Raw genomic sequence first — 22,879 nt, 5'->3', positions numbered from 1 at the left:
ATTAATCGGCGCGGCTTTCGATGATGGCATGGCGAACACCCTGCCTCAACTCGCGACGGACCGGATGGATGCTTGAGGGAAAATGCTGGGTCATGAAAATGCCGATCAGCCGCTCCACCGGATCGATGAAGAAGAATGTCGAGAACACGCCGCCCCAATAATATTCCTGCGTCCTGAGATCGGTCGCGAAGCCGAGGCCGAAGCCCACGCCCGCATAATCCGCCTCGCTGAACATGGAGGAGGACAGGCTGGCGAGATCGCCCCCGCCCGGCAGATGATTGGCATGCATCGCCGCGACCGTTTCCGGCTTCAGCAGCCGCACGCCGTCCAGTTCGCCGCCGCGCAGCAACATGCGGGCGAAGCGATGATAATCCGCCGTGCAGGAGATGAGGCCCCCGCCCCCCGAACGCAGCTTGAGCGGCCGGCGCCACCCGCTGCGTTCGCCCCGGTCGTAGAGCGACAGCGTGCCGTCCTGCGCCCATTGCCAGGCGTCCGTCATCCGCCCGGCGCGATCCTCCGGCAGTTCGAAGAATGTGTCCGGCATGCCCAGCGGATCGAAGACGCGCTCGCGGAAAAATCGCTCCAGGTCGAGGCCGCTCAGCCGCTCCACCACGACGCCCAGCACATCGGTGGACACCGAATAATTCCACCGCTCACCCGGTGAAAATTCCAGCGGCAGCGCGGCCAGCGCGGCGATGAATTCGTCGGAACTGCGTTTCTGCTGGAACTCGTCGAGGCCGAGTTCACGGTAACGCGCGTCGATGGCCGTCTGCCGCTGCAAACCATAAGTGAGGCCGGATGTGTGCCGCAGCAGGTCGATCATCAGCATCGGGCGGCGCATCCGACCCGCCCCATCGGCCCCGACGGCGAGATCGGCGAATTCCGGCAATATCTTCGTCACCGGATCGTCCAGCGCCACCAGCCCCTGCTCCACCAGCATCATGAAGGCGACCGAGGTCACCGGCTTGGTCATGGAGGCGATGCGGTAAAGGGCGTTATCCCCAAGCGGCTCGCCGGTTGCGCGTGCGGCACCGCTGCGGACCGAGACGATGGGTCGTTCGTCACGCGACAGGAGCCATTGCATATGGGGCAGCTTGCCCGGGACGACATAGCGTTCATGAACGAAGGCGGCCTGCGCCTGCAATTTCCCGACATCCATGCCGGATGCCCGCGCCGCCTCCACATCCACCTGCCCGATAAGCTGCATCGATCCTCCTGCCGGCCTGCCCGCTGCCCCTAGAGCAATTTCACCATGAGGGAAAATGCTCTTGTCTTTCGATGCCGCATTTTCCGAACCGCCGACCTCAAACGGTCAATCCGGAAATGCTCCCGATCAGGCATGGCCGGAGGTAAATGGCGATATCCCATGGGCCGCTTGCCCGTTGCAACGCCTTCATCGGCCCATTATGGCAACCGCCTGATCCCACTGGACGCAAGCTCTTCATGGCTACCGGCCTATCCGCCATCTTCCTGAACAACCGGCCCGCCCTGCTGCGGTTCCTGCGCGCGCGCGGCGCAGGCGACGAGTCCGAGGATCTGTTGCAGGACATGTGGATGAAGCTGGAGGAGAAGGATCTGGGGCCGATCGCCGATCCCCTGCCCTATCTCTACCGCATGGCGAACAACCTGATGCTGGACCGCTATCGTTCCGCCACCCGCCGCGAACGGCGCGAGCAGGATTGGGCGGAGGGCGCGGGCGGCGTGATGGCCGACCCGTCGGAGGACATCGCCGTGGACGAACGGCTGATCCTGAACGAACGGCTGGAGGAGGCGCGCGCCGTGCTGCAATCCCTGGGGCCGCGTGTCGAGCTGGTGTTCCGCCGCTTCCGCCTGGAGGGCGTCGGGCAAAGGCTGATCGCGGAGGAACTGGGCGTCAGCCTCACCACCGTGGAGAAGGATCTGCAAAAGGCCTATCGCGCCATGATCGCCCTGAAGCAGAAAATGGATACGGAATGAGGAAGGCGGCGGCGTCTGGCTCAGATGAGGGGCTGACATGAACAGGGCTGAAGCCATGATGAACGAGGAGGCGCTCGGATGGGTCATCCGCACGCGCGATCCCGAATTTGCCGATTGGGAAGCCTTCACCGCATGGCTGGAGGCCGATCCCGTGCATGCGCCCGCCTATGATGCATTGATGGCGGCGGATGCCGATCTGGCAGAGATCGTTCCGGCGGAGCCCGTGACCATGGCCGCTCCGGCCAATGATGCGGGCGAGCGCGGCTGGCGCTGGCCCCGATCGCTGATCGGCGGCGGGGCGGTGGCGGCGGCGCTGGTGGCGGCCATATCGGTCGGCATGTGGAACCGCAGCGACATCTACACCGTCACGACCAGGCCCGGCGAAACCCGCACCATCGCGCTGGACGAGGGCACCCGCGTCGAACTGAACGGCGGCACGACCATGCGCTTCGACCGGCATGACGCGCGCTTCGCGGCGCTCGACAGCGGCGAGGCCGCCTTCACCATCCGGCATGACGCCGCCAATCCCTTCCGCGTCACCGTGGGCGACGCGCTGTTCGAGGATGCGGGCACCGTCTTCAACATCGTCCGCGCCGGCAATGCGACCCGCATCGGCGTGTCGGAGGGCGAGGTCATCTACAATCCGAAGGCGGAAGCCATCGCCCTGCCCGCCGGCCGCGCGCTAATGGAGGACGAGAACGGCCTGCGCGTCATGGACGTCGCCACCGACGCCGTCGCAAGCTGGCGTCAGGGCCGCCTCACCTATGCGAACGCCCCGGTGACGCAGATCAGCGCCGACATCGCCCGCTCACTGGGCGTCCGGCTCACCGCCACCCCCGGCGCGGGGACGACGCGCTTCACCGGAACGATCCGCCTGCACCGCGACCCGGCGCGCTTCTTTGGCCAGGCAGCGCCGCTGATGGGCCTCAGCGCCGTCAGGCAGGGCGACGGCTGGCTGTTGAGGGAGGGGGATGGCCCGCCACGCTGACGTCCTGTTCGTCACCGCCCTCGCCATGATGGCCGCTTCGCCTGGGCAAGCGGCGGAAAGACAGCAGATCAGCATCGCCCCCGGACGGCTGGGCGAGGCAGTGATAGCGCTCGGCCGCCAGACCGGGGCCAGCATCGGCATGTCGGACCAGTCGCTGGCAGGCGTGGCCACTCCCGCCGTGGAGGGACGCCTGTCGGTGGAAGCGGCGCTCAAGCGGCTGGTCAAGGGCAGCGGCGCCAGCATCCGGCGTATCGACGCGACCACCTGGCGGATCGTCCGGACGCCGGCGGTGGTGCGCGAGCAGCCCCGCGCCCGCATCGCCCAACCCGCTCCGCAAGCCACGCCCGAACCGGCCGAGATCATCGTCACCGCATCCAAGCGCGACACCCCGCTTCCCCGCTATGCCGGGATGGTCGATGCGGTGGGCGACGACGCCTTCACCGCCGGGGAGGCGGCCGGCGGCACCGCCAGCCTGATCTTCCGCGTGGCGAGCCTCAGCTCCACCCATGCGGGCACGGGCCGCAACAAGCTGTTCATCCGCGCCATCGCGGACTCCGGCGTCGCCGGACCGACCCAGGCGACGACGGGACAATATCTGGGCGACATGCGCCTCAACTACGCCGCGCCGGACCCGGACCTCCGGCTCTACGACATGCAGGGCGTGGAGGTGCTGGAAGGGCCGCAGGGCACGCTATATGGCGCGGGATCGCTGGGCGGCATCGTGCGCATGATCCCCAATGCGCCCAACCTGGTGCGCGCCGGCGGGCAGGTCTCCGCCGGGCTCAGCGCGACGCAGCATGGCGATCCGGGCGGCGATCTGGCCGCGACGATCAACCTGCCGGTCGTGACGGAGAAGATCGCGCTGCGCATCGTCGGCTATGGCGTGCAGGACGGCGGCTATATCGACGATGTCCTGCGCGACAGGCATGACGTCAACCGCATCCGCACCTATGGCGGCCGCGCCGCGCTCCGTTTCGCGCCGGACGAGAACTGGACCGTCGACCTCACCGGCGTCTTCCAGCGGATCGAGGGCGACGATGCGCAATATGCCGCGAAGGCGATAGGCGACCTCAAGCGCGCCTCCGCCGTCGCCCAGCCCTATTCGTCCGACTATGCGCTCGCCAATCTGCGGGTGGAGCGGCAATGGGACGATCTGCGCTTCGTCTCCTCCACCGGCTTCGTGCGCAACATATTGACGGAAAGCTATGATGCGACGCCTTATGAGATGGCCGGGGCGGACGCGCCCGCCGCCCTGTTCCGGCAAAGGAACAAGGTCGACATCTTCTCGACCGAAAACCGCATCGTCCGCGACCTGGACAATGGCCTGGGCTGGATATTGGGCGCATCCTATCTGGAAAGCACGTCGGATATTCAGCGTTCGCTGACCTCCTATGGAACGGCCCTGATGCAGCCGCAGGTCATTCCCGGCGTGCCGATGTACGGGCGGGGCATGGCCGCGACCTCGACCGGCGTGCACAACCGCATCCGCGAGGCGACGCTCTTCGGCGAAGCGTCGTTCGAACCCATGCGCGGCCTGATCGCCACGGTGGGCGGCCGACTGACCAACAGCCGCCTGACCGGCGAGGTGCTGGACCCCATCGCCCTGTTGTCCCTTGCCGCCATCGCACGCGCGGAGGCGCAGGCGAACCGGAGCGAGACGATCTTCCTCCCCTCCTTCTCCCTGCTGACCGACGCCTTGCCCGGGACAACCATCTATGCCCGGTTCCAGCAGGGTTTCCGTCCCGGGGGGCTGGCTGTCGACGACCAGCATATCCAGCGGTTCCGCAACGACCGCGCCTCCACGGTGGAACTGGGCTTCCGCAGGGGAATTCCGGGCATCGATCCGGTCGCGGTCACGGGCAATGTCGCCTATACCAGATGGCGGGACATCCAGGCCGACGTCACCGACCGGATCGGCATTCCCACCACCGCCAATATCGGGGACGGGCGCATCTATACGGTGGAGGGGCGCGTCGCCGTCCGCCCCGCGTCGCGGCTGACGCTGGACGGCAGCATCATCTACAATGACAGCCGCCTCAGCCGCCCGGCGCAATTCCTGCGCCTGCTCTCCTATGAGGGGCAGTCTTTGAGCCTGCCCAATGTCGCCAATTGGGGCGGCCGCGTCGGCTTCGACTATCGCGCGCCGGTGGGAGGGGACATGCGGCTCCAACTCAGCGGATCGGCCCGCTATGTCGGCAAGTCGCGCCTGGGCGTGGGGCCGATATTGGGCCGGGAACAGGGCGACTATGTGGACACGGCGCTCAGCGCGGCGCTGACGCATGGGACGGTGCAATGGTCGCTTTCCCTCACCAACCTGCTCGACAGCAGCGGCAACCGCTTCTCGCTGGGCACGCCCTTCGACCTTAGCGGGGATTATGTGACGCCGCTGCGTCCGCGCACTGTCCGGCTTGGCCTGGATTTCGCCTTCTGATCCTGCATCGCATTATTTTTAACTGACGGGACAGGCGTTCCCGCGCCGTCTTCGCCGCATGCGCGCTCATCGGAAAGAGGCGCGGCACGCAGAGGAGACATCATGCGCAATCTACTGGCCTGCACGGCCATCGCTCCCGTTCTGGCCGCCCTGACGGTGGCCGATGCGGCGGCGGAAACCACCATCGGTTCTTCCACCACCACCGCCGTCCGCACCTCCACCGTCGCCAATGGCGCGGCGGATGACGTCACGGTCAGTTCCGCAGGATCGATCACGCTGACCGGCGGCACCGCGATCACCCAGGACAGCAACAACAAGGTCAGCAATGCCGGCACGCTCAAGATTTCCGGCGCGGACGGCGCGACCGGCATTCGCGCGGCGGCGGGCACCAGCGGCAACATCACCCATAGCGGCACGATCACGCTGGACGAGGACTATACCCCCACCGACGACGACAAGGACGGCGACCTGGACGGCCCCTTCGCCAAGGGTTCGAACCGCAACGGCATCTGGGTCCAGCCGGGCGCGGCGCATATGGGCAATATCGACAGCAGCGGCACCATCACCATCGAAGGCAATCAGTCCGCCGGCATCCGCATCGACGCGCCGCTGACCGGCAATCTGTCGACCAGCGGCTCCACCAGCGTGGTGGGCGACAATGGCTATGGCGTGCTGGCCAATGCGGTCACCGGCAATGTCACCATCCGCGGAACGACAGCAGTCACGGGCACCAACAGCACCGGCCTTGCCCTGCAAGGGGACGTGACCGGAGCGGTCAAGATCCAGGGCACGATCACCAGCACCGGTTATCGTTATACTTCGCGTCCGAGCGACGCTTCCAAGCTGGATGCGGACGATCTGCTCCAGGGCGGATCGGCCGTGACGATCGCCGGCAATGTCACGGGCGGCGTCATCTTCGACATTCCACCGACGCTGGACAGCACCAAGCCGGATGTCGACAATGACGGGCTGACCGACGCCAGCGAAGGGTCCGCCGCGATCATCACCTATGGCTCCGCCGCTGCCGTGCGGATCGGTTCGGCCACGGCGGCCACGACCATCGGTCCGGTTGCTGCGGACAGTTCCGGCTACGGCCTGATCGTCAAGGGATCGATTGCCGGATATGGCGTCTATGACGGCGTCAGCGCCAGCGGCCTCGCCATTGGCGGGCTGGGCGGCAATGTCACCCTGACCAAGGGCCTGCTGGTGTCGGGATCGGTCGGCGCCACATCCTATGACAGCAATGCGACGGCCATTCGCTTGGGCAGCGGCGCCACGGCCGACACCCTCCAGATCGGCGGGGCGGTGAGCGCGACCGGCTCCAGCGTCGCCGGCACGTCGGCCCGCGCGCTGGTGATCGACGCAGGCGCGACGAGCCGCGCCATCGTGAACAGCGGCGCCATTTCCGCCACGGCGCTCAGCAGCAAGGATGGCGCTGCCATCGCCATCCTAGATTCTTCCGGCACGGTGTCGTCCCTGTCCAACACCGGCACCATCTCTGCGACTGGAGGCAAGAGCGGATCGAACGTCGCCATCGATATGACCGCCAATGGCAGCGGCGTCGCCCTGACCCAGTCGCTTGCCTCCGCCACGGCAAGCGCGCCGAAGATCACGGGCGACGTGCGGCTGGGATCGGGCAATGACGTCGTGACGGTCTCCGCCGGCAGCATTGCGGGCAATGTCGACCTGGGCGGCGGCAGCAACCGCCTGGCGCTGTCCGGCTCCTCCACCCTGACGGGTAATGTGGCGCTGGGCGGGAACGGTTCCAGCCTTGGCCTGGCGGAAAGCGCGCAGATCAATGGCGGCGTGGATTTCGGCGGCGGCGCCTCGACGCTGACCCTTTCCGGCACCGCCACGCTCAACGGCGCGATCAGCAATGCCGGCAATACCGCCGTCGTGATGAATGGCGGCACCCTCAACGCCGGCAACAAGGGCACGGTCGCGCTCGCCTCGCTGTCAGTCGGTGGGTCCTCCGTCATCGGCGTGACGGTCGACACGGCCAACGGCACCAACACGCTCTACAATGTCGCGGGGGCCGCAAGCTTCGCCAGCGGATCGCAGGTCAAGGCGACCCTGACCAGCGTGGCCGGTTCGGAAGGCGATTATGTCATCGTCCGCGCCGGATCGTTGAGCGGCACGCCCGCCCTCTCCAGCACGACGCTGATCCCCTATATGTTCAAGGGCGCCATCGCCAGCAACGCCGCGACGGGGGAAGTGACGCTGTCGATCGCGGCCAAGACCGTATCCGAACTCGGCCTGACGGGATCGCAGGCGCGGGCTTATGACGCGATCTTCAACGCGCTGGACAAGGACAGCGCCGTTGCGGGCAGCTATCTTGCCATCACCGACGGCGACACGCTGAAGGCCAATCTGCAACAGATGCTGCCCGACCATGCCGGCGGTACGTTCGAGGCGGTGACCGCCGGTTCGCGCGCGACCGCCCGCATCCTTGGCGATCCGGGCGGCATCTACCGCACGGCTGACGGGCGTCTGGGCTTCTGGCTGCAACAGGTGGCGTTCGGCAGTTCCAAGAGCGTGGGCGACACCGCATCCTACGACATCAACGGCTGGGGGGCGAGCTTCGGCGCGGAATATCTGACGGGGATCGGCGCCCTGGGCGCATCCTTCGCCTATATCCATGGCAGCGACTCTTCGGGCAGCACCGACAATGCGGTGGATTCCGACCAGTTCGAACTGGCGGCGCACTGGCGGGGCGATTTCGGCCCGCTCCAGACCTATGCCCGCTTGTCGGCGGCCCATGTGGATTTCCGGGGCAGCCGCCATTTCGAATCCGGGGACGTCGTGCGCACGGCGGATGGCGACTGGTCGGGCAAGCTTTACTCCGCAACGGCGGGCGGCTCCTATGAGATGCGCTTCAACCGCTTCACCCTGCGTCCGGCGGCCAGCATCGATTATTACCGCCTGAAGGAAGACGGCTATGGCGAGACGGGCGGCGGCGCTGCCTTTGACCTGATCGTCGACGGCCGCACCAGCGACGAATTGACCGCCAGCGGCAATGTCACCGTCGGTTACGATTTCGGCAGCCTCAATCGGGAGGATGGCTGGATGCGGTTCGAGCTGGAGGGTGGACGGCGCCAGATCATCGGCGGATCACTGGGCGACACCACCGCCCATTTCGCCGGTGGCGAGGACTTCACCCTGATCTCGGACAAGCGCACCAGCGGGTGGACCGGCCGCGCCCGGCTGATCGGCGGCACCGAAACTTTCCGCGTCGGCGGCGAATTCGGGGCGGAGGAACAACAAAATCATGTCGCCCTCTCCCTCCGGGCGACGGTTAACTTCATCCTGTGACGTCCTAGCAGTGAATTGGCGGGCCACACCCCACAGACCCTCCCGGCCCGCCGATCCGCCATGACATGAGCCGGTTCCCAACGGTGTCATGGCTGTAAAGGAAGGGGCGCTGCCTTCCCCCGGCAGCGCCCCTTTTCGCTATCCCCCGTCAGCGCCGCGCGAGAGCGGGAGGGGTTTCGAGGCGGGCCGAGGACCATATCTGTCGAAAGGCTGGAACGTCCCGATCGAAATAGAGAATGGCCGGCGCGTCGAACGTCACCAGGTACAGCCTGCCCTTGACGATGGCGCCCACCGCTTCGCCGCTGCGCGACACATCCTCCATCTGCTTTCGGAAACTGTAGGAGAAGCGCACGCCCTTTTCGCCCAGAAATGTCGCAGGCTCGATGGCGGTCATCGAAAAGAGCGTCGTCCCAAGCGCGATGCGATAACTATTTTCCAGCAGCGCAGGAATATCGGTCAGTAACATGGTCGAGGAAAAGCGCGGCAGCGGCCTGGTCTTCCTGCTCACCTCCCGAAACAAGGTCCGCCCGGTTTCGATACTGTAGAAATTGACGCCGTTCAGATCGTCACCGTCCAGCGTCCATGTCTCCGAATTGCGGCCAGGACGGGCGGACAGGCGGTTCCACTCCCGGTCCGGCGTGACGGTCAGGGTCGATTTGGCCACGGCAACGGACGTCCCCGCCGGCATCAGGGCATTGCCGGCCATCAGCGGCTGCGCCACCAGAACCGCGCAGATCACGGCCAGAAAAGATGAAATTCGTTTCGCCATGAGAAAATCCTATTCGCCGGTCATCGTCTGGAGCATGGGAATATCGGCCGCCTGGGGACGCAGCCGGATGTAATTCTTGAGCGCATCCGCGCCTTCGGTCCGCTGACGGTTACGCATCAGGCACAGACCCAATCCGCGCCAGCCCTCCGCCAGGCCGGGGTCGGCCGCGAGCGCCGATCGGTAGAAATCGGCCGCCGCCGCCAGATCGCGCGGATTGCCGCGCTGGCGGTACAGTTCGGCCCGCGCGAACAGCAGGGGCGCGGTCCAATGCTCGCCCGCCAGCGACGACAACAGATATTCCGTACCGCCGAAATCGTTGAGCTTCATCTGGTCGGACAGAAAATCCGGCAGCCATTTGGCAAGCGCCGCCGAATAGCTTTCCGCGCCCTCCGGCTTGGCCGCGACATCGGCGGACAGGGCCGCGAGATAGGTCGCGCGATCGAGATTGGTCGGATGGGTGGAGAAGAAGGCGACACGATCATAGCGTTGGCTGCGCTGTTTGCGCCCCAGCGCGGTCGCATCCGCCTCATCCATGAGCCGCTGCCAGACATGCGCCGCCGCCTGCGCCGAATAGGGGGACTGGATCGCATATTTGAGCGAGAGCAGGTCGGCCTGTTTTTCCTGATCGCGGTTGAACTGGAAGAATGAGCCGACCGCCGCCTGCTGCACGGTCGCGCCATATTGACCCAGAAAGGCCGCCCAGGCGGCGATGTCGGTCGCTGAACGTTGCCTCCGGAAGCCTGAAAGGCTGTGTCGCAGTTCGAAATGAGCGAACTCGTGGCCGAGTACCGCCGCCAGTTCCGCCTCGCTTCGAACCCGCAGCAGGAGTCCGCTCCAGACCTGCATCGTGCCGTTGGGGGCCATATTGGCGTTGAAGGATGCGACCCGGACCAGATAGATGCGCACGCCCCGACATCGGTCCTGGCCCACAGCCCGGCACAGGACGCCAGCCACATAGGCCTGCAGGGCCGGGTCGTCGATGAGGAATTTGGAGTCGCGCAGTTCCCGCTCATCCTCATCGGCCAGCATCCACAGGCCACGCTCGTCCGTCCCTTGCGGCTGATAGGCCTGGCTGTAGGGCGGGAGATCGGAGGGCCCGGGGGTCGCCACCGCCGCTACCGGCAGAGTCAAGGCCAGCAGCGCCATTGCCCGCAGCAACGCGCCCGTCATTGGGCGGCAGCGGCAAGGCTGGGGGTGCTGCCGGGGAAATCCTCCAACAACTGCGTTACGCGGCGGCGGGCACCCTCCATGGTCCGGACATCGCCGCCCATCTGCAGGTCGGCATTGAGCCAGAGCAGGTCCCCGCTGGCAAGGTCCACCAGACCTGCAAAGCCCTTATGCTGGCCGGAGGTGATGCCGACGCCGCCCATGGCCGCGAACAGCTGGAAAATCTTCCGCCCGGTCGATCCGAACTGGTCTTCCGTAAAGATGAACAGCCCATAGCGCGCGCCCGAGCGGGCGGCGAGCGCGGATACGCCGGGCCCCAGCGTCCAGTCGAACGCCGCGCCTTCGCGCTTCTTCGTTGGCAATCGATTGCCGGGGAAGAACTGAAATTCGATCACCGATTGCGCGACGATGCCGAAGAGCGACTGATATTCGGCGAGGCTTTCGGCCTGCTGTCCCACAGGATCGGCCGAACCGACAATCTCATTGCCCAGACGCTGCTGCGCTTCCGCCAGGGCGAGATCCAGATTGTCCCGCGCCTGTTGCGTCCAGTCGGCATTGGGTTCGAACATGCCCGCGGTCGACTGGCTTCCAACGGTCACCCTGGGCCTGAACAACAGGATTTTGGTCGAATTCGGATCGAGCAGGAAGCCCTGCCGCACGGCGGACTTTTCCTGCGCCATGACGGCCGGCGACAGGCAGCCGAGCAAAAGGCACAAAATGGCGTGGCCGAACGCAAATCGCATGAATGTTCCCCCTGCACACAGCCAAGTCCCCCGACTCATGGCGGCTGTTGCTCAAGGGCTTAGCAAAGAGAACATCTTAGGTACAGATCGAACGATGCCTGCCGGAACAGACATCGTTCATAATGGACCAATCAGGCCAGCGCCTTCCTGATCAACTCATTCACCACCTGCGGATTGGCCTTGCCCTGCATGGCCTTCATCGTCTGACCGACGAAGAAGCCGAACAGCGCCTCCTTGCCCGCCTTATACTGTTCGACCTTGTCCGCATTGTCGGCCAGCACCTTGGCGACCGCGGCCTCGATGGCGCCGGTGTCGCTGGTCTGCTTCAGCCCCTTTTCCTCAACGATCCTGGGCGCGCTGTCGCCGGTTTCGAGCATGATCTCGAACACCTGCTTGGCGATGGTGCCGCTGATCGTGCCGTCGGCAATAAGGGCCAGCAGTTCCGCGCCCTCTTCCGGGCTGACGGGGCTTTCCTCAAGCGTCTTGCCCAGGCGGTTGAGCGCGCCGTAAAGCTCCGACAGCAGCCAGTTGGCGGACGCCTTTGCGACTTCGCCCTCGCTCTTCTTCTGGATGCGCGCGCCTTCGGCCAGCAGCGCCTCGAACCAGCGCGCCGTGTCGGCGTCGGCAGTCAGCGTCGCGGCATTATAGGCGGAAAGGCCCAGCGCCTGCTCATAGCGCTGGCGCTTGGCGTCAGGCAATTCAGGCAGCGACTGGCGGCATTCCTCCAGGAAGGCATCGTCCAGTTCCAGCGGCAGCAGGTCGGGATCAGGGAAATAGCGATAGTCATGCGCGTCTTCCTTCGACCGCATGGAGCGCGTTTCATTCTTGTCCGGGTCGTAGAGCCGGGTTTCCTGCACCACCTTGCCGCCGGCCTCCAGCACGTCCACCTGACGGCTGGCCTCATGTTCAACCACGGCCATGACGAAGCGGACGGAATTGACATTCTTCGTTTCGGTGCGAGTGCCGAAGGGTTCGCCCGGCTTGCGGACCGAGACGTTGACGTCCGCGCGCATCGAGCCCTGATCCATATTGCCGTCGCAGGACCCCACATAGCGCAGGATCGTCCGCAGCTTCGACAGATAGGCGCCAGCCTCCGCAGGCGAGCGCATGTCCGGCTTCGACACGATTTCCATCAGCGCCACGCCCGAACGGTTCAGGTCGACATAGGACCGCGTCGGATGCTGGTCGTGCATCAGCTTGCCCGCGTCCTGCTCGACATGGATGCGCTCGATGCCGATCGTCTTGACCTGCGCATCGGGGTTCTTCTCGTCCAGGCTGATCTCGATCGCGCCCTCGCCCACCAGCGGATGGTAGAGCTGGCTGATCTGGTAGCCCTGCGGCAGGTCCGCGTAGAAATAGTTTTTCCGGTCGAAACGCGACCATTTGTTGATCTGCGCCTTGATCGCCATGCCGGTGCGCACCGCCTGGCGGATGCACTCCCGGTTGGGCACGGGCAGCATGCCGGGCATGGCCGCGTCGACCAGGCTCACCTGCGTGTTCGGTTCCGCGCCGAAAGCGGTGGCCGCGCCGGAAAAGAGCTTCGCCTGGCTCGTCACCTGCGCATGGACTTCCAGGCCGATCACGACCTCCCACTCGCCGGTTGCGCCCTGGATGCGATATTCACTCATGTTTCTTTTTCCGTTCGGGCTGAGCCTGTCGAAGCCCAGTCCTTTCTTGAAGAGAAGTGAGGCCCTTCGACATTGCAAGGAGACAAGCGGCTCCTTTCAACAGGGCGAACGGTGTTTGCTTTACCACCATTTCTCCGGCCGCGCCGCAAAGCCCGCACGTTCCTCGATCGCAAGGCCCGCGTTCAGCACGGTCTGCTCGTCCAGCGCCTTGCCGATGATCTGGAGACCCAGCGGCAGACCTTGCGCGTCCAGCCCGCCCGGCACCGCCATCGCCGGCAGTCCCGCCAGCGAAGCCGGCACGGTGAAGACGTCGTTCAGATACATGGCGAGCGGGTCGGCCTGCTTTTCGCCCAGCGCGAAGGAGGCGCTCGGCGCGGTCGGCGTCAGCAGCAGGTCGCATTTCTCGAAGGCCTGGTCGAAATCGCGGGCGATCAGCGCCCGGACCTTCTGCGCCTGCGTATAATAGGCATCGTAGAAGCCAGCCGACAGCACATAGGTGCCGATCATGATGCGGCGCTTGACCTCCGGCCCGAAACCGGCGGCGCGGGTCGCGGCATACATGTCCTGGAGGCCCGCCCCATCGGGCAGGTCGCGCTGGCCGTAACGCACGCCGTCATAGCGGGCGAGGTTCGACGACGCCTCAGCCGGTGCGATGATATAATAGGTCGGCAGCGCATATTTCGTATGCGGCAGCGACACTTCGACAACCTCGGCGCCCGCATCCTTCAGCCATTCGATGCCGCGGTCCCACAGCGCCGCAATTTCGGCGTTCAGGCCATCGGGGCGATACTCCCTGGGAATGCCGACCTTCTTGCCCCGAAGGTCGCTCGACAGGCTGGCTTCCCACTGCGGCACGGCCAGATCGAGCGACGTCGAATCCTTGGGATCGAAGCCCGCCATGCTTTCCAGCAGGATCGCATTGTCGCGCACCGTCCGCGCCATCGGCCCGGCCTGATCCAGCGAAGAAGCGAAGGCGACGATGCCCCAGCGGGAGCAGCGGCCATAGGTCGGCTTGATGCCGGAAATGCCGGTGAAGGCAGCAGGCTGGCGGATCGAGCCGCCCGTATCGGTGCCGGTCGCCGCCGGGCAGAGCCGCGCCGAAATCGCCGCCGAAGAACCGCCCGAGGAACCGCCGGGCGCCAGCGCGGCATTGTCGCCGCCGCCCCGCCGCCAGGGCGAGATCACATTGCCGTAATAGCTGGTCTCGTTCGAAGAGCCCATGGCGAACTGGTCGAGGTTGAGCTTGCCCAGCATGCCCGCGCCCGCGTCCCACAGCTTCTTCGAAACTGTGGATTCATAGGTGGGCTTGAAGCCTTCGAGCATGTGGCTCGCGGCGGTCGTCTGCACGCCTTCGGTGCAGAACAGATCCTTCATGCCGATCGGCACGCCCGAAAGCGGCTTCAACGCCTCGCCCGCAGCCCTCGCCCTGTCGGCGGCGTCGGCGGCTTCCAGCGCCTTTTCCGGCGTTTCCACGATGAAGGCGTTCAGCGCCTTGGCAGCGGCGACATTGGCGTTGAATGCCTCGGCCACTTCACGCGCCGAAAAATCGCCTGCGCGGAAACCGTCGCGGATTTCCGCGACCGTCAGATCAGTAAGGTTGGTCATACCCAAATTTCCGTTCGCCCTGAGCCTGTCGAAGGGCCGCACTTCTCTTCAAGAAAGGACTGGGCTTCGACAAGCTCAGCCCGAACGGGTGAAAGATTCCCACTCATTCGATAACTTTGGGAACCGCGAAGAAGCCATGTTCGGCCTGCGGCGCATTGGCCAGCACCTTGTCGCGAACATTGCCGTCGGTGACGACATCGTCGCGCAGGCGCAGATGATTGGGGATGACAGCGGTCATCGGCTCCACGCCGGTCACGTCCACCTCGCCCAATTGCTCCACCCAGCCCAGGATGTTGTTGAGTTCGGGCACCATCGCCTCCGCTTCGGCGTCGGTCACCGAAATGCGCGAAAGGCTGGCGATCTTTTTCACGGTCTGAAGGTCTATCGACATGGCCCCGCCGCTACCACCCGGCCACGCCCGCTTCAAGTCCCGATCCTCCGAGACCTTGCGCACGCTCGCGGCTTACGCCAGACAGAAACAGTCCATCACTAGGGAGAGCAATCCTTGGCCCGCAAGTTCCTCTATGTCGTAACCGGCCTGATCGTGCTGGTGATCGCGGCATTGCTGGCCTATCGCATCTGGGGGATGCAGATGATCCGCGCGGTGATGGTGCCGCGGGAGCCCTTCGCGCAAATCGAACCGCTCCCCGCCAACGCCTATGACGATCCGAAGATGTGGATCGCCCGGCCCGACATCGTGAAGGACAACCCCGCCCTGTGGACTCCCGAAGGTGTGAAGGACGCCCCGTCGGCGGAAAAGGCGACGGTCTTCTTCATTCACCCGACCTCCTACATCACCACGCTGGGCGACGCGCATTGGAACATGCGGCTGGATGACCAGGAATCCCTCGCCACCGCGCGGCGCTTCGTGCAGAATCAGGCGAGCGCCTTCAACACGGCGGGTTCCGTCTGGGCGCCCCGTTACCGCCAGGCCAATTACGGGGCGTTCCTGACCGACAAGCCGGCTGGCGAGCAATCCCTCGCCGCAGCCTATCGCGATGTTGCGCAAGCCTTTGCCGCATTCCTGAAAGCCAATCCCGAAGGTCCGCTGATCCTCGCGGCCCATAGCCAGGGGTCGCTCCATCTGCTCAAACTGTTGCGGGAGCAGGTCGCCGGCAAGCCGGTCGCCGACCGCATCGCCGCCGTCTATGCCGTGGGCTGGCCGATTTCGGTAGAGGCCGACCTGCCCGCGCTTGGACTTCCCGCCTGCGCGCGACGGCAGCAGTCGCATTGCATCGTAAGCTGGCAAAGCTATGCCGAACCAGCCGATCCGTCGGCGGTGATCGAAAATTTCGAACGCAAGCCGAGTTTCACCGGCAGGCCGCACAAGGGCACGCACATGCTCTGCACCAATCCCATCACCGGCGCCTTCAACGGGGCCGCGCCCGCCAGCGCCAATCGCGGCACGCTGGATGCGCGGGATGCCGACAAGCCGACCCGGCTGGTTCCCGGCATCGTCTCCGCCCGCTGCGACACCAGCGGCGTGCTGATGATCGGCGAGCCGGTGGACATGGGGCCCTTCACCTTGCCGGGCAATAATTATCACGTCTATGACTATGCGCTGTTCTGGGCCGATGTGCGCGAGGATGCGAAACAGCGGCTGGCCGCCTTTCTGAAGAAATAGACATGTCCATTCTTACCGCCGACCGCGCGGTTTTCCGCGAAGCCCTGCCCCATGGCGGCCGCCTGATCGGGCTGGACGTGGGCAGCAAGACGATCGGCCTTGCGCTGTGCGATGCGGGATGGTCGATCGCCAGCCCGGCCCATACCGTCAGCCGCGGCAAGTTCACCAAGGACAAGGTCGCGCTGGCGGCGTTCATGGAACAGCAATTGGTGAAGGGCGTGGTGATCGGCCTGCCGCTCAACCTGGACGGCAGCGAATCCCCGCGCAGCCAGGCAAGCCGCGCCTTCGCCCGGAACATCGCCGACCTCGGCCTGCCGATCCTGCTGTGGGACGAGCGCTGGTCGACGCAGGCGGTGACGCGGACGCTGCTGGAGGCGGATGCCAGCCGCGCGCGGCGGGGTGAACTGGTGGACAAGCTCGCCGCAAGTTACATCCTGCAGGGCGCGATCGACGGGCTGATGGCCGGCTTCTGAGGTCCCCCTACTCCTCAAAGGCGGAGATGATCGGGCAAGGGCCCTCCTGCGAGGCATGGCATGCGCTGGCAAGTCGCCGCAGGCTCTCCCGTGCCGTCTCCAGTTCCGCGATCTTCAGGTCCAGCGCCGCCAGCCGCTCCGCCGCCAGTTCACGCGCCCGCGCGCGGTCCTGCCCCGCATCCAGCCGCAGCAACTCCCGATCTGGTCCAGCGTGAATCCGGCCGCCTGCGCCGAACGGATGAACCTCAGACGCCGTACATCCTCATCGCCATAGCGCCGCACGCCGCCCGCGAGACCGGCGCCTTCCGGCCGGTCGGGCGTATCCAGCAGGCCGCGCCGCTGATAGAAGCGTATGGTCTCGACGCCGACGCCGCCCGCGCGCGCCAAACCGGAAATCCGCACGATGCTCTAGATGCCGTCGCGCCCATAGACATCGGGCATGAACTGCACCCCGCCCGCGGTGGGCACGGCGGTCAGATAGGTCAGATAGACCGGCACGGGCTGGGGCAGCGGCACATGCTGTTCCGGCTTGTCGCTGTCGGGTTTCAGCGGCTTGCCGAAGAACCAGCGGCCCAGCCTTTGCGCATCCTCCAGCCGCACGCAGCCATTGCTGAACTGCCGCGCCGGTTTCGCCAGAAGGTCGCGCGATGGCGTGTCGTGCAGGTAGATGCCAAGATCGTTGGGGAACATGAACTTGACCTTCCCCATGGCATTGTCGCCGCCGGGAAGCTGGCGCACGCGCAATTCGGTGCGCCCGTCGGCCACCGCGCGCCAGTCGATCGCGGCCGGCTCCAGCTTTTGCGCATTGGCGCTCCAGTCGGAAAGCGCTTCATAGCGCAGCTTCGTCAGCGAGGCGCCGTTCAGCATTCGCGGCGCGAGTTTCCGCTCGACCAGATCGGACGGCACGTTCCAATAGGGATTGAGCGTCGCATAGCGCACCATGCCCGCCATCATCGGCGTCTGGCTTTCCTTCGCGCCGACGACCACCTTCATCGTGCCGTCCTGCACGCCCTTGCTGAAATACCAGAGGCGGGCGGAGGCCGCATCGACCACCACATGCCGCACCTGCGGACCGGGCAGCAGCCGCGTGCGTTCCAGATTGAGCGCGATCAGCCGGTCATAATAGTCATCGCCCCGGTTCAGCGCGGCGATGGTCGCGGCGCCCGCGACGCCGTCCGGCTTCAGGCCATGATCGCCCTGAAACGCCTTCACCCTTGCGACAAGCGCCTTGTCATAGGCGGTTCCGCCCTCCAACCCCAGGCGGCGGCGAAGCGCCACGGCGCCAGCCTTCATGCCGGGGCGCAGCTTCCCATCGGTCGGCACCGACACTTGCGGCAGTCCGCCCCAACGCCTTGCGAAAGTCGCCCGGGCGTCGCGCAGCTTCACGTAAAAGGGGCTCATCCAGCCGGACGAACGCACATAGTCGATAAAGGACGGCGCGACTGCGGCGGCGCGCAGAATCTCCTTCGGTTCCTCATCCTTCGGCTCCACCTCCGGATCGAGATAGCGCACCTTCACCTTGCGCGAGGGTTTGCGCATGTCGCTCACCAGCGCGGCGAAGGCCTTGGACAAGGCGATGTCCGCCCGCGCCAGCAGCCGGGGATCGCCGTTCGCATCGGCCTCCTTCATCAGGGACTTGAGTTCGCGCGGTTCATAATCCCTGGGTTTCAACCCATCCGCATCGGCCCCCTCGATCAATGCGATCAGGGCATCGGCTTGCGGCCCGACCCTGCCCTTTTCGACCCAGAGCGGCCAATAGCCGCGCGGGGCGTAGAAATCCCTCAGCTTGCCGCCCACGGACGAGCGGATTTCCGCCGCCACGCTGGTGCGCTGGGAGTCCGCAACCGCGCCGGGCTGCGCAATGGCCTGTCCGGGCCAGGCCGTCAGCAGAAGCGCGGAAAGCAGGGCGGCACGGAGGAAAGGGGCGCGGCAAAGGCGCCGCGCCCGGACAACTGCGTTTATCAGCCGCGTTCTCCGCGACGGGAGGGCGGCGGAGGCGGCGGGGGCGGCGGACAGGGCGGTCCCTGAATCTCATGATACATGCCGTCGGGCGAATAATAGCCATCGACGATGCCGTCGCCATTGCGGTCTGCCGCGACAGTGCCGCTGATCGCGCCCGGGCCGACCGGCGGCGCGGGGGCGATGGGTTCGTCCCTCGTCGACGCGCATGCGCTCAATGCGAGCGCCGTGCCGCCGAGAAGTGCCAATAGCCTGATTTTCATACCCTCTCCCTTGGCGCTGCGAGGACCGTGCGCCGGTTAGAATGTGGACGCTGCGGGTTGCAGCGCGAGTGTAACGACCGGCGGTCGGATTCGATTCCATTACCGCTGCGCAATGACGACGAGCCGTGCCCAGGCAACGGTTAACCGAGCCGGGCTGCGATGCTCCCGCCGTCCCGAGCCCGCCATGCTCCTGCGCAGGCAGGAACCCGGCTCAGGCGGCAGGACGGGCTCGAACCACTCGCCTTACCGGTCCCCCTCAACAAGAGCAGGTCGCGCCGGGATCAAATCCCGACCCACTCCGCCGAAGCAATACCCTGCGCATAGAGCAGCACGGACAGATCGCCATGCACGATCTCCGCCGCCGCCGCTTCGCGCGTCTTGGGCTTGGCGTGATAGGCGACCCCCAGCCCGGCCCCCTGGATCATGGGAATGTCGTTCGCCCCGTCGCCCACGGCCAGGGTCAGCGCGCGGTCGATCCCGCCCTCTATCGCCGCTTCCAGTTCCGCCCGCTTGCGCGCCGCATCGACGATCGGCACCGTCACCGTGCCCAGCAAGGCCCCGTCCGCGATCTCCAGCACATTGGCGACGGCGGCATCGAAGCCGATCTCCTCCGCCACCGGTCCGGTGAAGCGCGTGAAGCCGCCCGATACGAGCAGCGTCCTCGCTCCCCTCGCCTTCATCGTGCGCACCAGGGCATGGGCGCCGGGCATGATCTTCACCCGCTCGGCCCTGCACTGGTCGATGGCCGCGTCCGCCAGCCCCTTGAGCAAGGCCACCCGCTCATGGAGCGCGCCGGCGAAGTCGAGTTCGCCCCGCATCGCCCGCTCGGTGATTTCCGCGATCTGCGCCTTGATCCCGGCATAGTCGGCCAGTTCATCGATGCATTCGACCGTGATCATGGTGGAGTCCATGTCGGCGATCAGCAGCTTCTTCTCCCGCCCCCCCACCGGTTGGACGATCACATCCACGCGGTCGCCAATGCCGGTCAGCGCGGCGCGCGCGGCAATCGGATCAAGCCCAAAGAAAATATCCGCCGCCTTGCCCTCGTCCAGCCACTTGCTATCCACCGGCGTGCAACCCGCCGTGGCGAGCCGGCCGGCAGCCTCGGCAATATTGTCCTGACTCAAGGCGCCACTTGCCACTAAGGTCGCAACGAACATGGAAACTCCTGACACTTCACAGGGCGAATCCCGCCCGCGCGTGGCGCTTATTGCCGGGCCCACCGCCAGCGGCAAGAGCGCGCTTGCGGTTCGCCTGGCCCGCGCGGCTAACGGCATCGTCATCAACGCCGATGCGAGCCAGGTCTATGCCGACCTCCAGATCCTCTCGGCCCGCCCCAGCTTGGAGGAAATGGCCGGTATCCCGCACCGCCTGTTCGGCCATATCGACGGCGCGGAAGCCTGCACCGCCGCCCGCTGGGCCGCCGAAGCCCGCGATGAAATCGGCAAGGCGCATGAGGCCGGACGGCTCCCCATATTGGTCGGCGGCACCGGGCTCTACCTGCGCACCCTGCTGGACGGCATCGCCCCGGTCCCGGACATCGACCCCGCCGTCCGCGCAGCCACCCGCGCCATGCCGGTGGCGGAAGCCCATGCCGCGCTGGCGAAGGAAGACCCCGCCGCCGCCGCCCGCCTCGCCCCGGCCGACACCAGCCGCGTCGCCCGCGCTCTGGAGGTGGTCCGCTCGACCGGCCAGCCCCTCTCCGAATGGCAGCGGCGCAAGAGCGGGGGCATAGGCCCGCACATCGCCCTTTCGCCCATGATCCTGCTGCCTCCGCGCGACTGGCTGATCGCGCGCTGCGACCTGCGCTTCGGGCAGATGGTGGACGGGGGCGCCGTAGCGGAAGTCGAGGCGCTGCTCGCCCGCGACCTCTCCCCCGACCTGCCGGTGATGCGCGCCATCGGCGTACCGGAAATCGCCGCCTGGATGGCAGGGGAAATCGACCGGGAGACCATGATGGAACGCGGCCGGATCGCCACTCGCCAATATGCGAAACGGCAATATACCTGGTTTTCGCGCCAGCCTCCGCCGGAATGGCCCCGAGAGGCGCGACAGATTGATGTGGAAATCGTCGATGAATTGGCAATAAAATTACAACAATAACTATTGACTTGCCATTTTATGTCCAATAGACGCAGCCGCCTTGCCATCCTTCCGCTTCTGGAGCAGAGGGCGCAGCAATTATCGAATGGAAGGAGCCATCGTGGCCGAAAAGAGCGGCGCGGACATATTGGTTGAGTGCCTGATCGACCTGGGGGTCGAGGTCGTGTTCGGCTATCCGGGCGGCGCGGTGCTGCCCATTTATGACGCACTCTTCAATCATCCGAAGATCCGCCATGTGCTCGTTCGCCACGAACAGGGCGCGACCCATATGGCGGAAGGCTATGCCCGTTCCACCGGCAAGCCCGGCGTCGTGCTCGTCACGTCCGGGCCCGGTGCCACCAATGCCGTCACCGGCATCACCGACGCGCTGATGGATTCGATCCCGATGGTCGTCATCACCGGGCAGGTTCCGACGCAGCTCATCGGCACGGACGCTTTCCAGGAAGCGGACACGGTCGGCATCACGCGCCACTGCACGAAGCACAACTATCTGGTGAAGTCGCCCGGCAAGCTGGCGAGCGTCGTCCATGAGGCGTTCCACATCGCCACCACCGGCCGCCCCGGCCCGGTCGTCATCGACATTCCCAAGAATGTCCAGATCGCGACCGCGCCCTACAGGAAGCCGGAAAGCTTCGAACATGCCAGCTACCGCCCGCAGACCGAGGCGGACCCGGCCGCCATCGCCAGCGCGGTCGAGATGCTGGCGGCTGCGGAGCGTCCGATCTTCTACACCGGCGGCGGGGTCATCAACTCCGGTCCCGAAGCCTCGACCCTGCTGCGCGAGATCGCCGCGCTGACCGGCGCGCCCGTCACCTCGACGCTGATGGGTCTGGGCGCCTTTCCCGCTTCGTCCGGCCAGTGGCTTGGAATGCTGGGCATGCACGGCACCTATGAAGCCAATTGGGCGATGAACAAGGCGGACCTGATCGTCTGCGTCGGCGCCCGTTTCGACGACCGCGTGACGGGCCGTCTGGACGCCTTCGCCCCGCATGCGAAGAAGATCCACATCGACATCGACCGCAGCTCGATCAACAAGACGGTCGAGGTCGACCTGCCCATTATCGCGGACGTCGGCAATGCCCTGGCGGACATGATCGCGCTCTGGAAGGATCGCGGGCACAAGGCGGCGGACCTTGGCGAATGGTGGGCGCGGATAGACGGCTGGCGCGCGCGCAACAGCCTCGCCTATCCGGAAAGCCGCGAAGAGATCATGCCGCAGAAGGCGATCGCCCAGCTCTACAAGGCTTCGCGGTCGGCGAAGGACGTCATCATCACGACCGAGGTCGGCCAGCACCAGATGTGGGCCGCCCAGCATTTCGGCTTCGACGCGCCCAATAAATGGCTGACCTCCGGCGGCCTCGGCACCATGGGCTACGGTTTCCCGGCCGCCATCGGCGCGCAACTGGGCAATCCGGACAGTCTGGTGGTCTGCGTCGCGGGCGATGCATCGATCCAGATGAACATCCAGGAAATGGGGACGGCCAGCCAGTATCGCCTGCCGGTCAAGATCTTCATCCTCAACAATGAATATATGGGCATGGTCCGCCAATGGCAGGAACTGACCTATGAAAGCCGCTATTCCAACAGCTATTCCGACAGCCTGCCCGATTTCGTGAAGCTGGCGGAGGCCTATGGCTGGACCGGCATCCGCATCGAGGGGCCGCAGGAACTGGAGGCGGGCATCCGCCAGATGATCGACACGCCCGGTCCGGTGATCGTGGACTGCCGCGTGGCGAAACTTTCCAACTGCTTCCCGATGATCCCGTCGGGCGCGGCGCATACCGACATGCTGCTCGACCCCAGCCAGGTCGAAGGCGTCATGTCGGACGAGGCGAAAGCGCTGGTGTGAGGATGGCGG

At 65.8% G+C, this 22,879-nt stretch carries 18 protein-coding genes and 1 pseudogene; 8 read left to right on the top strand and 11 right to left on the bottom strand.

The window, feature by feature from the left end:
- Position 1: 1 nt before the first annotated feature.
- Entirely contained in the window at positions 2–1,207 is a 1,206-nt protein-coding gene (locus A0J57_RS07115) for a serine hydrolase (protein ID WP_061934755.1), read from the bottom strand.
- Positions 1,208–1,443: 236 nt separating this feature from the next.
- Between A0J57_RS07115 and A0J57_RS07110 the strand changes: the two genes are divergently transcribed.
- From A0J57_RS07110 to A0J57_RS07095, 4 genes are all read left to right on the top strand, one after another.
- Positions 1,444–1,956: an RNA polymerase sigma factor gene (locus tag A0J57_RS07110; protein ID WP_044662047.1), complete on the top strand. Its 513-nt coding sequence runs from the start codon at positions 1,444–1,446 to the stop codon at positions 1,954–1,956.
- Positions 1,957–2,011: 55 nt separating this feature from the next.
- On the top strand, positions 2,012–2,944 hold the full coding sequence (locus A0J57_RS07105) for a FecR domain-containing protein (protein ID WP_061934827.1): 933 nt from the start codon (positions 2,012–2,014) through the stop codon (positions 2,942–2,944).
- Complete coding sequence (locus A0J57_RS07100) at positions 2,928–5,375, top strand: TonB-dependent receptor (RefSeq protein ID WP_061934753.1); 2,448 nt, start codon at positions 2,928–2,930, stop codon at positions 5,373–5,375. The genes A0J57_RS07105 and A0J57_RS07100 overlap by 17 nt, the downstream gene beginning before the upstream one ends.
- A gap of 102 nt (positions 5,376–5,477) precedes the next feature.
- Positions 5,478–8,687, top strand: coding sequence for an autotransporter domain-containing protein (locus A0J57_RS07095; protein ID WP_061934751.1), 3,210 nt, complete (start codon positions 5,478–5,480; stop codon positions 8,685–8,687).
- 148 nt (positions 8,688–8,835) lie between these two features.
- Here A0J57_RS07095 and A0J57_RS07090 read toward each other — a convergent pair whose 3' ends face one another.
- The 6 genes from A0J57_RS07090 to gatC form a co-directional block, all read right to left on the bottom strand.
- Entirely contained in the window at positions 8,836–9,456 is a 621-nt protein-coding gene (locus A0J57_RS07090) for a hypothetical protein (protein WP_061934748.1), read from the bottom strand.
- Between the two features lie 9 nt (positions 9,457–9,465).
- Complete coding sequence (locus A0J57_RS07085; protein ID WP_061934747.1) at positions 9,466–10,626, bottom strand: M48 family metallopeptidase; 1,161 nt, start codon at positions 10,624–10,626, stop codon at positions 9,466–9,468.
- On the bottom strand, positions 10,623–11,366 hold the full coding sequence (locus A0J57_RS07080; RefSeq protein WP_025548071.1) for a hypothetical protein: 744 nt from the start codon (positions 11,364–11,366) through the stop codon (positions 10,623–10,625). The genes A0J57_RS07085 and A0J57_RS07080 overlap by 4 nt, the downstream gene beginning before the upstream one ends.
- A gap of 131 nt (positions 11,367–11,497) precedes the next feature.
- Positions 11,498–12,994, bottom strand: coding sequence for an Asp-tRNA(Asn)/Glu-tRNA(Gln) amidotransferase subunit GatB (gene gatB, locus A0J57_RS07075; RefSeq protein WP_044662042.1), 1,497 nt, complete (start codon positions 12,992–12,994; stop codon positions 11,498–11,500).
- 120 nt (positions 12,995–13,114) lie between these two features.
- The gene (gene gatA, locus A0J57_RS07070; RefSeq protein ID WP_061934745.1) at positions 13,115–14,599 is read right to left on the bottom strand and encodes an Asp-tRNA(Asn)/Glu-tRNA(Gln) amidotransferase subunit GatA; all 1,485 of its coding nucleotides are present in this window, start codon (positions 14,597–14,599) and stop codon (positions 13,115–13,117) included.
- Between the two features lie 103 nt (positions 14,600–14,702).
- Positions 14,703–14,990, bottom strand: coding sequence for an Asp-tRNA(Asn)/Glu-tRNA(Gln) amidotransferase subunit GatC (gatC, locus tag A0J57_RS07065; RefSeq protein WP_025548067.1), 288 nt, complete (start codon positions 14,988–14,990; stop codon positions 14,703–14,705).
- 114 nt (positions 14,991–15,104) lie between these two features.
- Here gatC and A0J57_RS07060 point away from each other — a divergent pair, with 114 nt between their 5' ends.
- Both A0J57_RS07060 and ruvX read left to right on the top strand, forming a co-directional pair.
- Positions 15,105–16,223 carry a DUF3089 domain-containing protein gene (locus A0J57_RS07060; protein WP_061934742.1) on the top strand — a complete coding sequence of 373 codons (1,119 nt, stop codon included), beginning with the start codon at positions 15,105–15,107 and terminating at the stop codon, positions 16,221–16,223.
- 8 nt (positions 16,224–16,231) lie between these two features.
- The gene (gene ruvX / locus A0J57_RS07055; RefSeq protein WP_173664339.1) at positions 16,232–16,696 is read left to right on the top strand and encodes a Holliday junction resolvase RuvX; all 465 of its coding nucleotides are present in this window, start codon (positions 16,232–16,234) and stop codon (positions 16,694–16,696) included.
- Between the two features lie 7 nt (positions 16,697–16,703).
- Here the strand turns inward: ruvX and A0J57_RS07050 are convergent.
- The 4 genes and pseudogenes from A0J57_RS07050 to serB form a co-directional block, all read right to left on the bottom strand.
- Positions 16,704–17,098: pseudogene (locus A0J57_RS07050) on the bottom strand (MerR family transcriptional regulator).
- Positions 17,099–17,104: 6 nt separating this feature from the next.
- Positions 17,105–18,601 carry a murein L,D-transpeptidase gene (locus A0J57_RS07045; protein ID WP_061934740.1) on the bottom strand — a complete coding sequence of 499 codons (1,497 nt, stop codon included), beginning with the start codon at positions 18,599–18,601 and terminating at the stop codon, positions 17,105–17,107.
- 56 nt (positions 18,602–18,657) lie between these two features.
- Positions 18,658–18,918, bottom strand: coding sequence for a hypothetical protein (locus A0J57_RS07040; protein ID WP_025552117.1), 261 nt, complete (start codon positions 18,916–18,918; stop codon positions 18,658–18,660).
- 281 nt (positions 18,919–19,199) lie between these two features.
- Positions 19,200–20,078 carry a phosphoserine phosphatase SerB gene (gene serB / locus A0J57_RS07035; protein WP_061934738.1) on the bottom strand — a complete coding sequence of 293 codons (879 nt, stop codon included), beginning with the start codon at positions 20,076–20,078 and terminating at the stop codon, positions 19,200–19,202.
- On the opposite strand from serB, the gene miaA reads away from it, so the two are divergent.
- Together miaA and A0J57_RS07025 are read left to right on the top strand one after the other, a co-directional pair.
- Positions 20,077–21,021, top strand: coding sequence for a tRNA (adenosine(37)-N6)-dimethylallyltransferase MiaA (gene miaA / locus A0J57_RS07030; RefSeq protein WP_061934736.1), 945 nt, complete (start codon positions 20,077–20,079; stop codon positions 21,019–21,021). The genes serB and miaA overlap by 2 nt on opposite strands.
- A 100-nt stretch (positions 21,022–21,121) precedes the next feature.
- A complete protein-coding gene (locus A0J57_RS07025) occupies positions 21,122–22,870 on the top strand; it encodes an acetolactate synthase 3 large subunit (protein ID WP_061934825.1) in 1,749 nt (582 codons plus the stop codon).
- Positions 22,871–22,879 lie beyond the last annotated feature (9 nt).

Source organism: Sphingobium sp. 22B (assembly GCF_001580035.1).
Taxonomy (GTDB): Bacteria; Pseudomonadota; Alphaproteobacteria; order Sphingomonadales; family Sphingomonadaceae; genus Sphingobium; species Sphingobium fuliginis.
The sequence above is the reverse complement of the archived record's forward strand: the minus strand, read 5'-3'. Positions and strand labels throughout refer to the sequence as shown.

Excerpts from the sequence above, each read along its gene's own strand:
- A0J57_RS07115 (WP_061934755.1), bottom strand. The coding sequence starts at position 1,207 with ATGCAGCTTATCGGGCAGGTGGATGTGGAGGCGGCGCGGGCATCCGGC.
- gatC (WP_025548067.1), bottom strand. The coding sequence starts at position 14,990 with ATGTCGATAGACCTTCAGACCGTGAAAAAGATCGCCAGCCTTTCGCGC.
- A0J57_RS07105 (WP_061934827.1), top strand. The coding sequence starts at position 2,012 with ATGATGAACGAGGAGGCGCTCGGATGGGTCATCCGCACGCGCGATCCC.
- A0J57_RS07090 (WP_061934748.1), bottom strand. The coding sequence starts at position 9,456 with ATGGCGAAACGAATTTCATCTTTTCTGGCCGTGATCTGCGCGGTTCTG.
- A0J57_RS07040 (WP_025552117.1), bottom strand. The coding sequence starts at position 18,918 with ATGAAAATCAGGCTATTGGCACTTCTCGGCGGCACGGCGCTCGCATTG.
- A0J57_RS07085 (WP_061934747.1), bottom strand. The coding sequence starts at position 10,626 with ATGACGGGCGCGTTGCTGCGGGCAATGGCGCTGCTGGCCTTGACTCTG.
- gatB (WP_044662042.1), bottom strand. The coding sequence starts at position 12,994 with ATGAGTGAATATCGCATCCAGGGCGCAACCGGCGAGTGGGAGGTCGTG.
- A0J57_RS07095 (WP_061934751.1), top strand. The coding sequence starts at position 5,478 with ATGCGCAATCTACTGGCCTGCACGGCCATCGCTCCCGTTCTGGCCGCC.
- serB (WP_061934738.1), bottom strand. The coding sequence starts at position 20,078 with ATGTTCGTTGCGACCTTAGTGGCAAGTGGCGCCTTGAGTCAGGACAAT.
- A0J57_RS07080 (WP_025548071.1), bottom strand. The coding sequence starts at position 11,366 with ATGCGATTTGCGTTCGGCCACGCCATTTTGTGCCTTTTGCTCGGCTGC.
- gatA (WP_061934745.1), bottom strand. The coding sequence starts at position 14,599 with ATGACCAACCTTACTGATCTGACGGTCGCGGAAATCCGCGACGGTTTC.
- miaA (WP_061934736.1), top strand. The coding sequence starts at position 20,077 with ATGGAAACTCCTGACACTTCACAGGGCGAATCCCGCCCGCGCGTGGCG.
- A0J57_RS07100 (WP_061934753.1), top strand. The coding sequence starts at position 2,928 with ATGGCCCGCCACGCTGACGTCCTGTTCGTCACCGCCCTCGCCATGATG.
- A0J57_RS07110 (WP_044662047.1), top strand. The coding sequence starts at position 1,444 with ATGGCTACCGGCCTATCCGCCATCTTCCTGAACAACCGGCCCGCCCTG.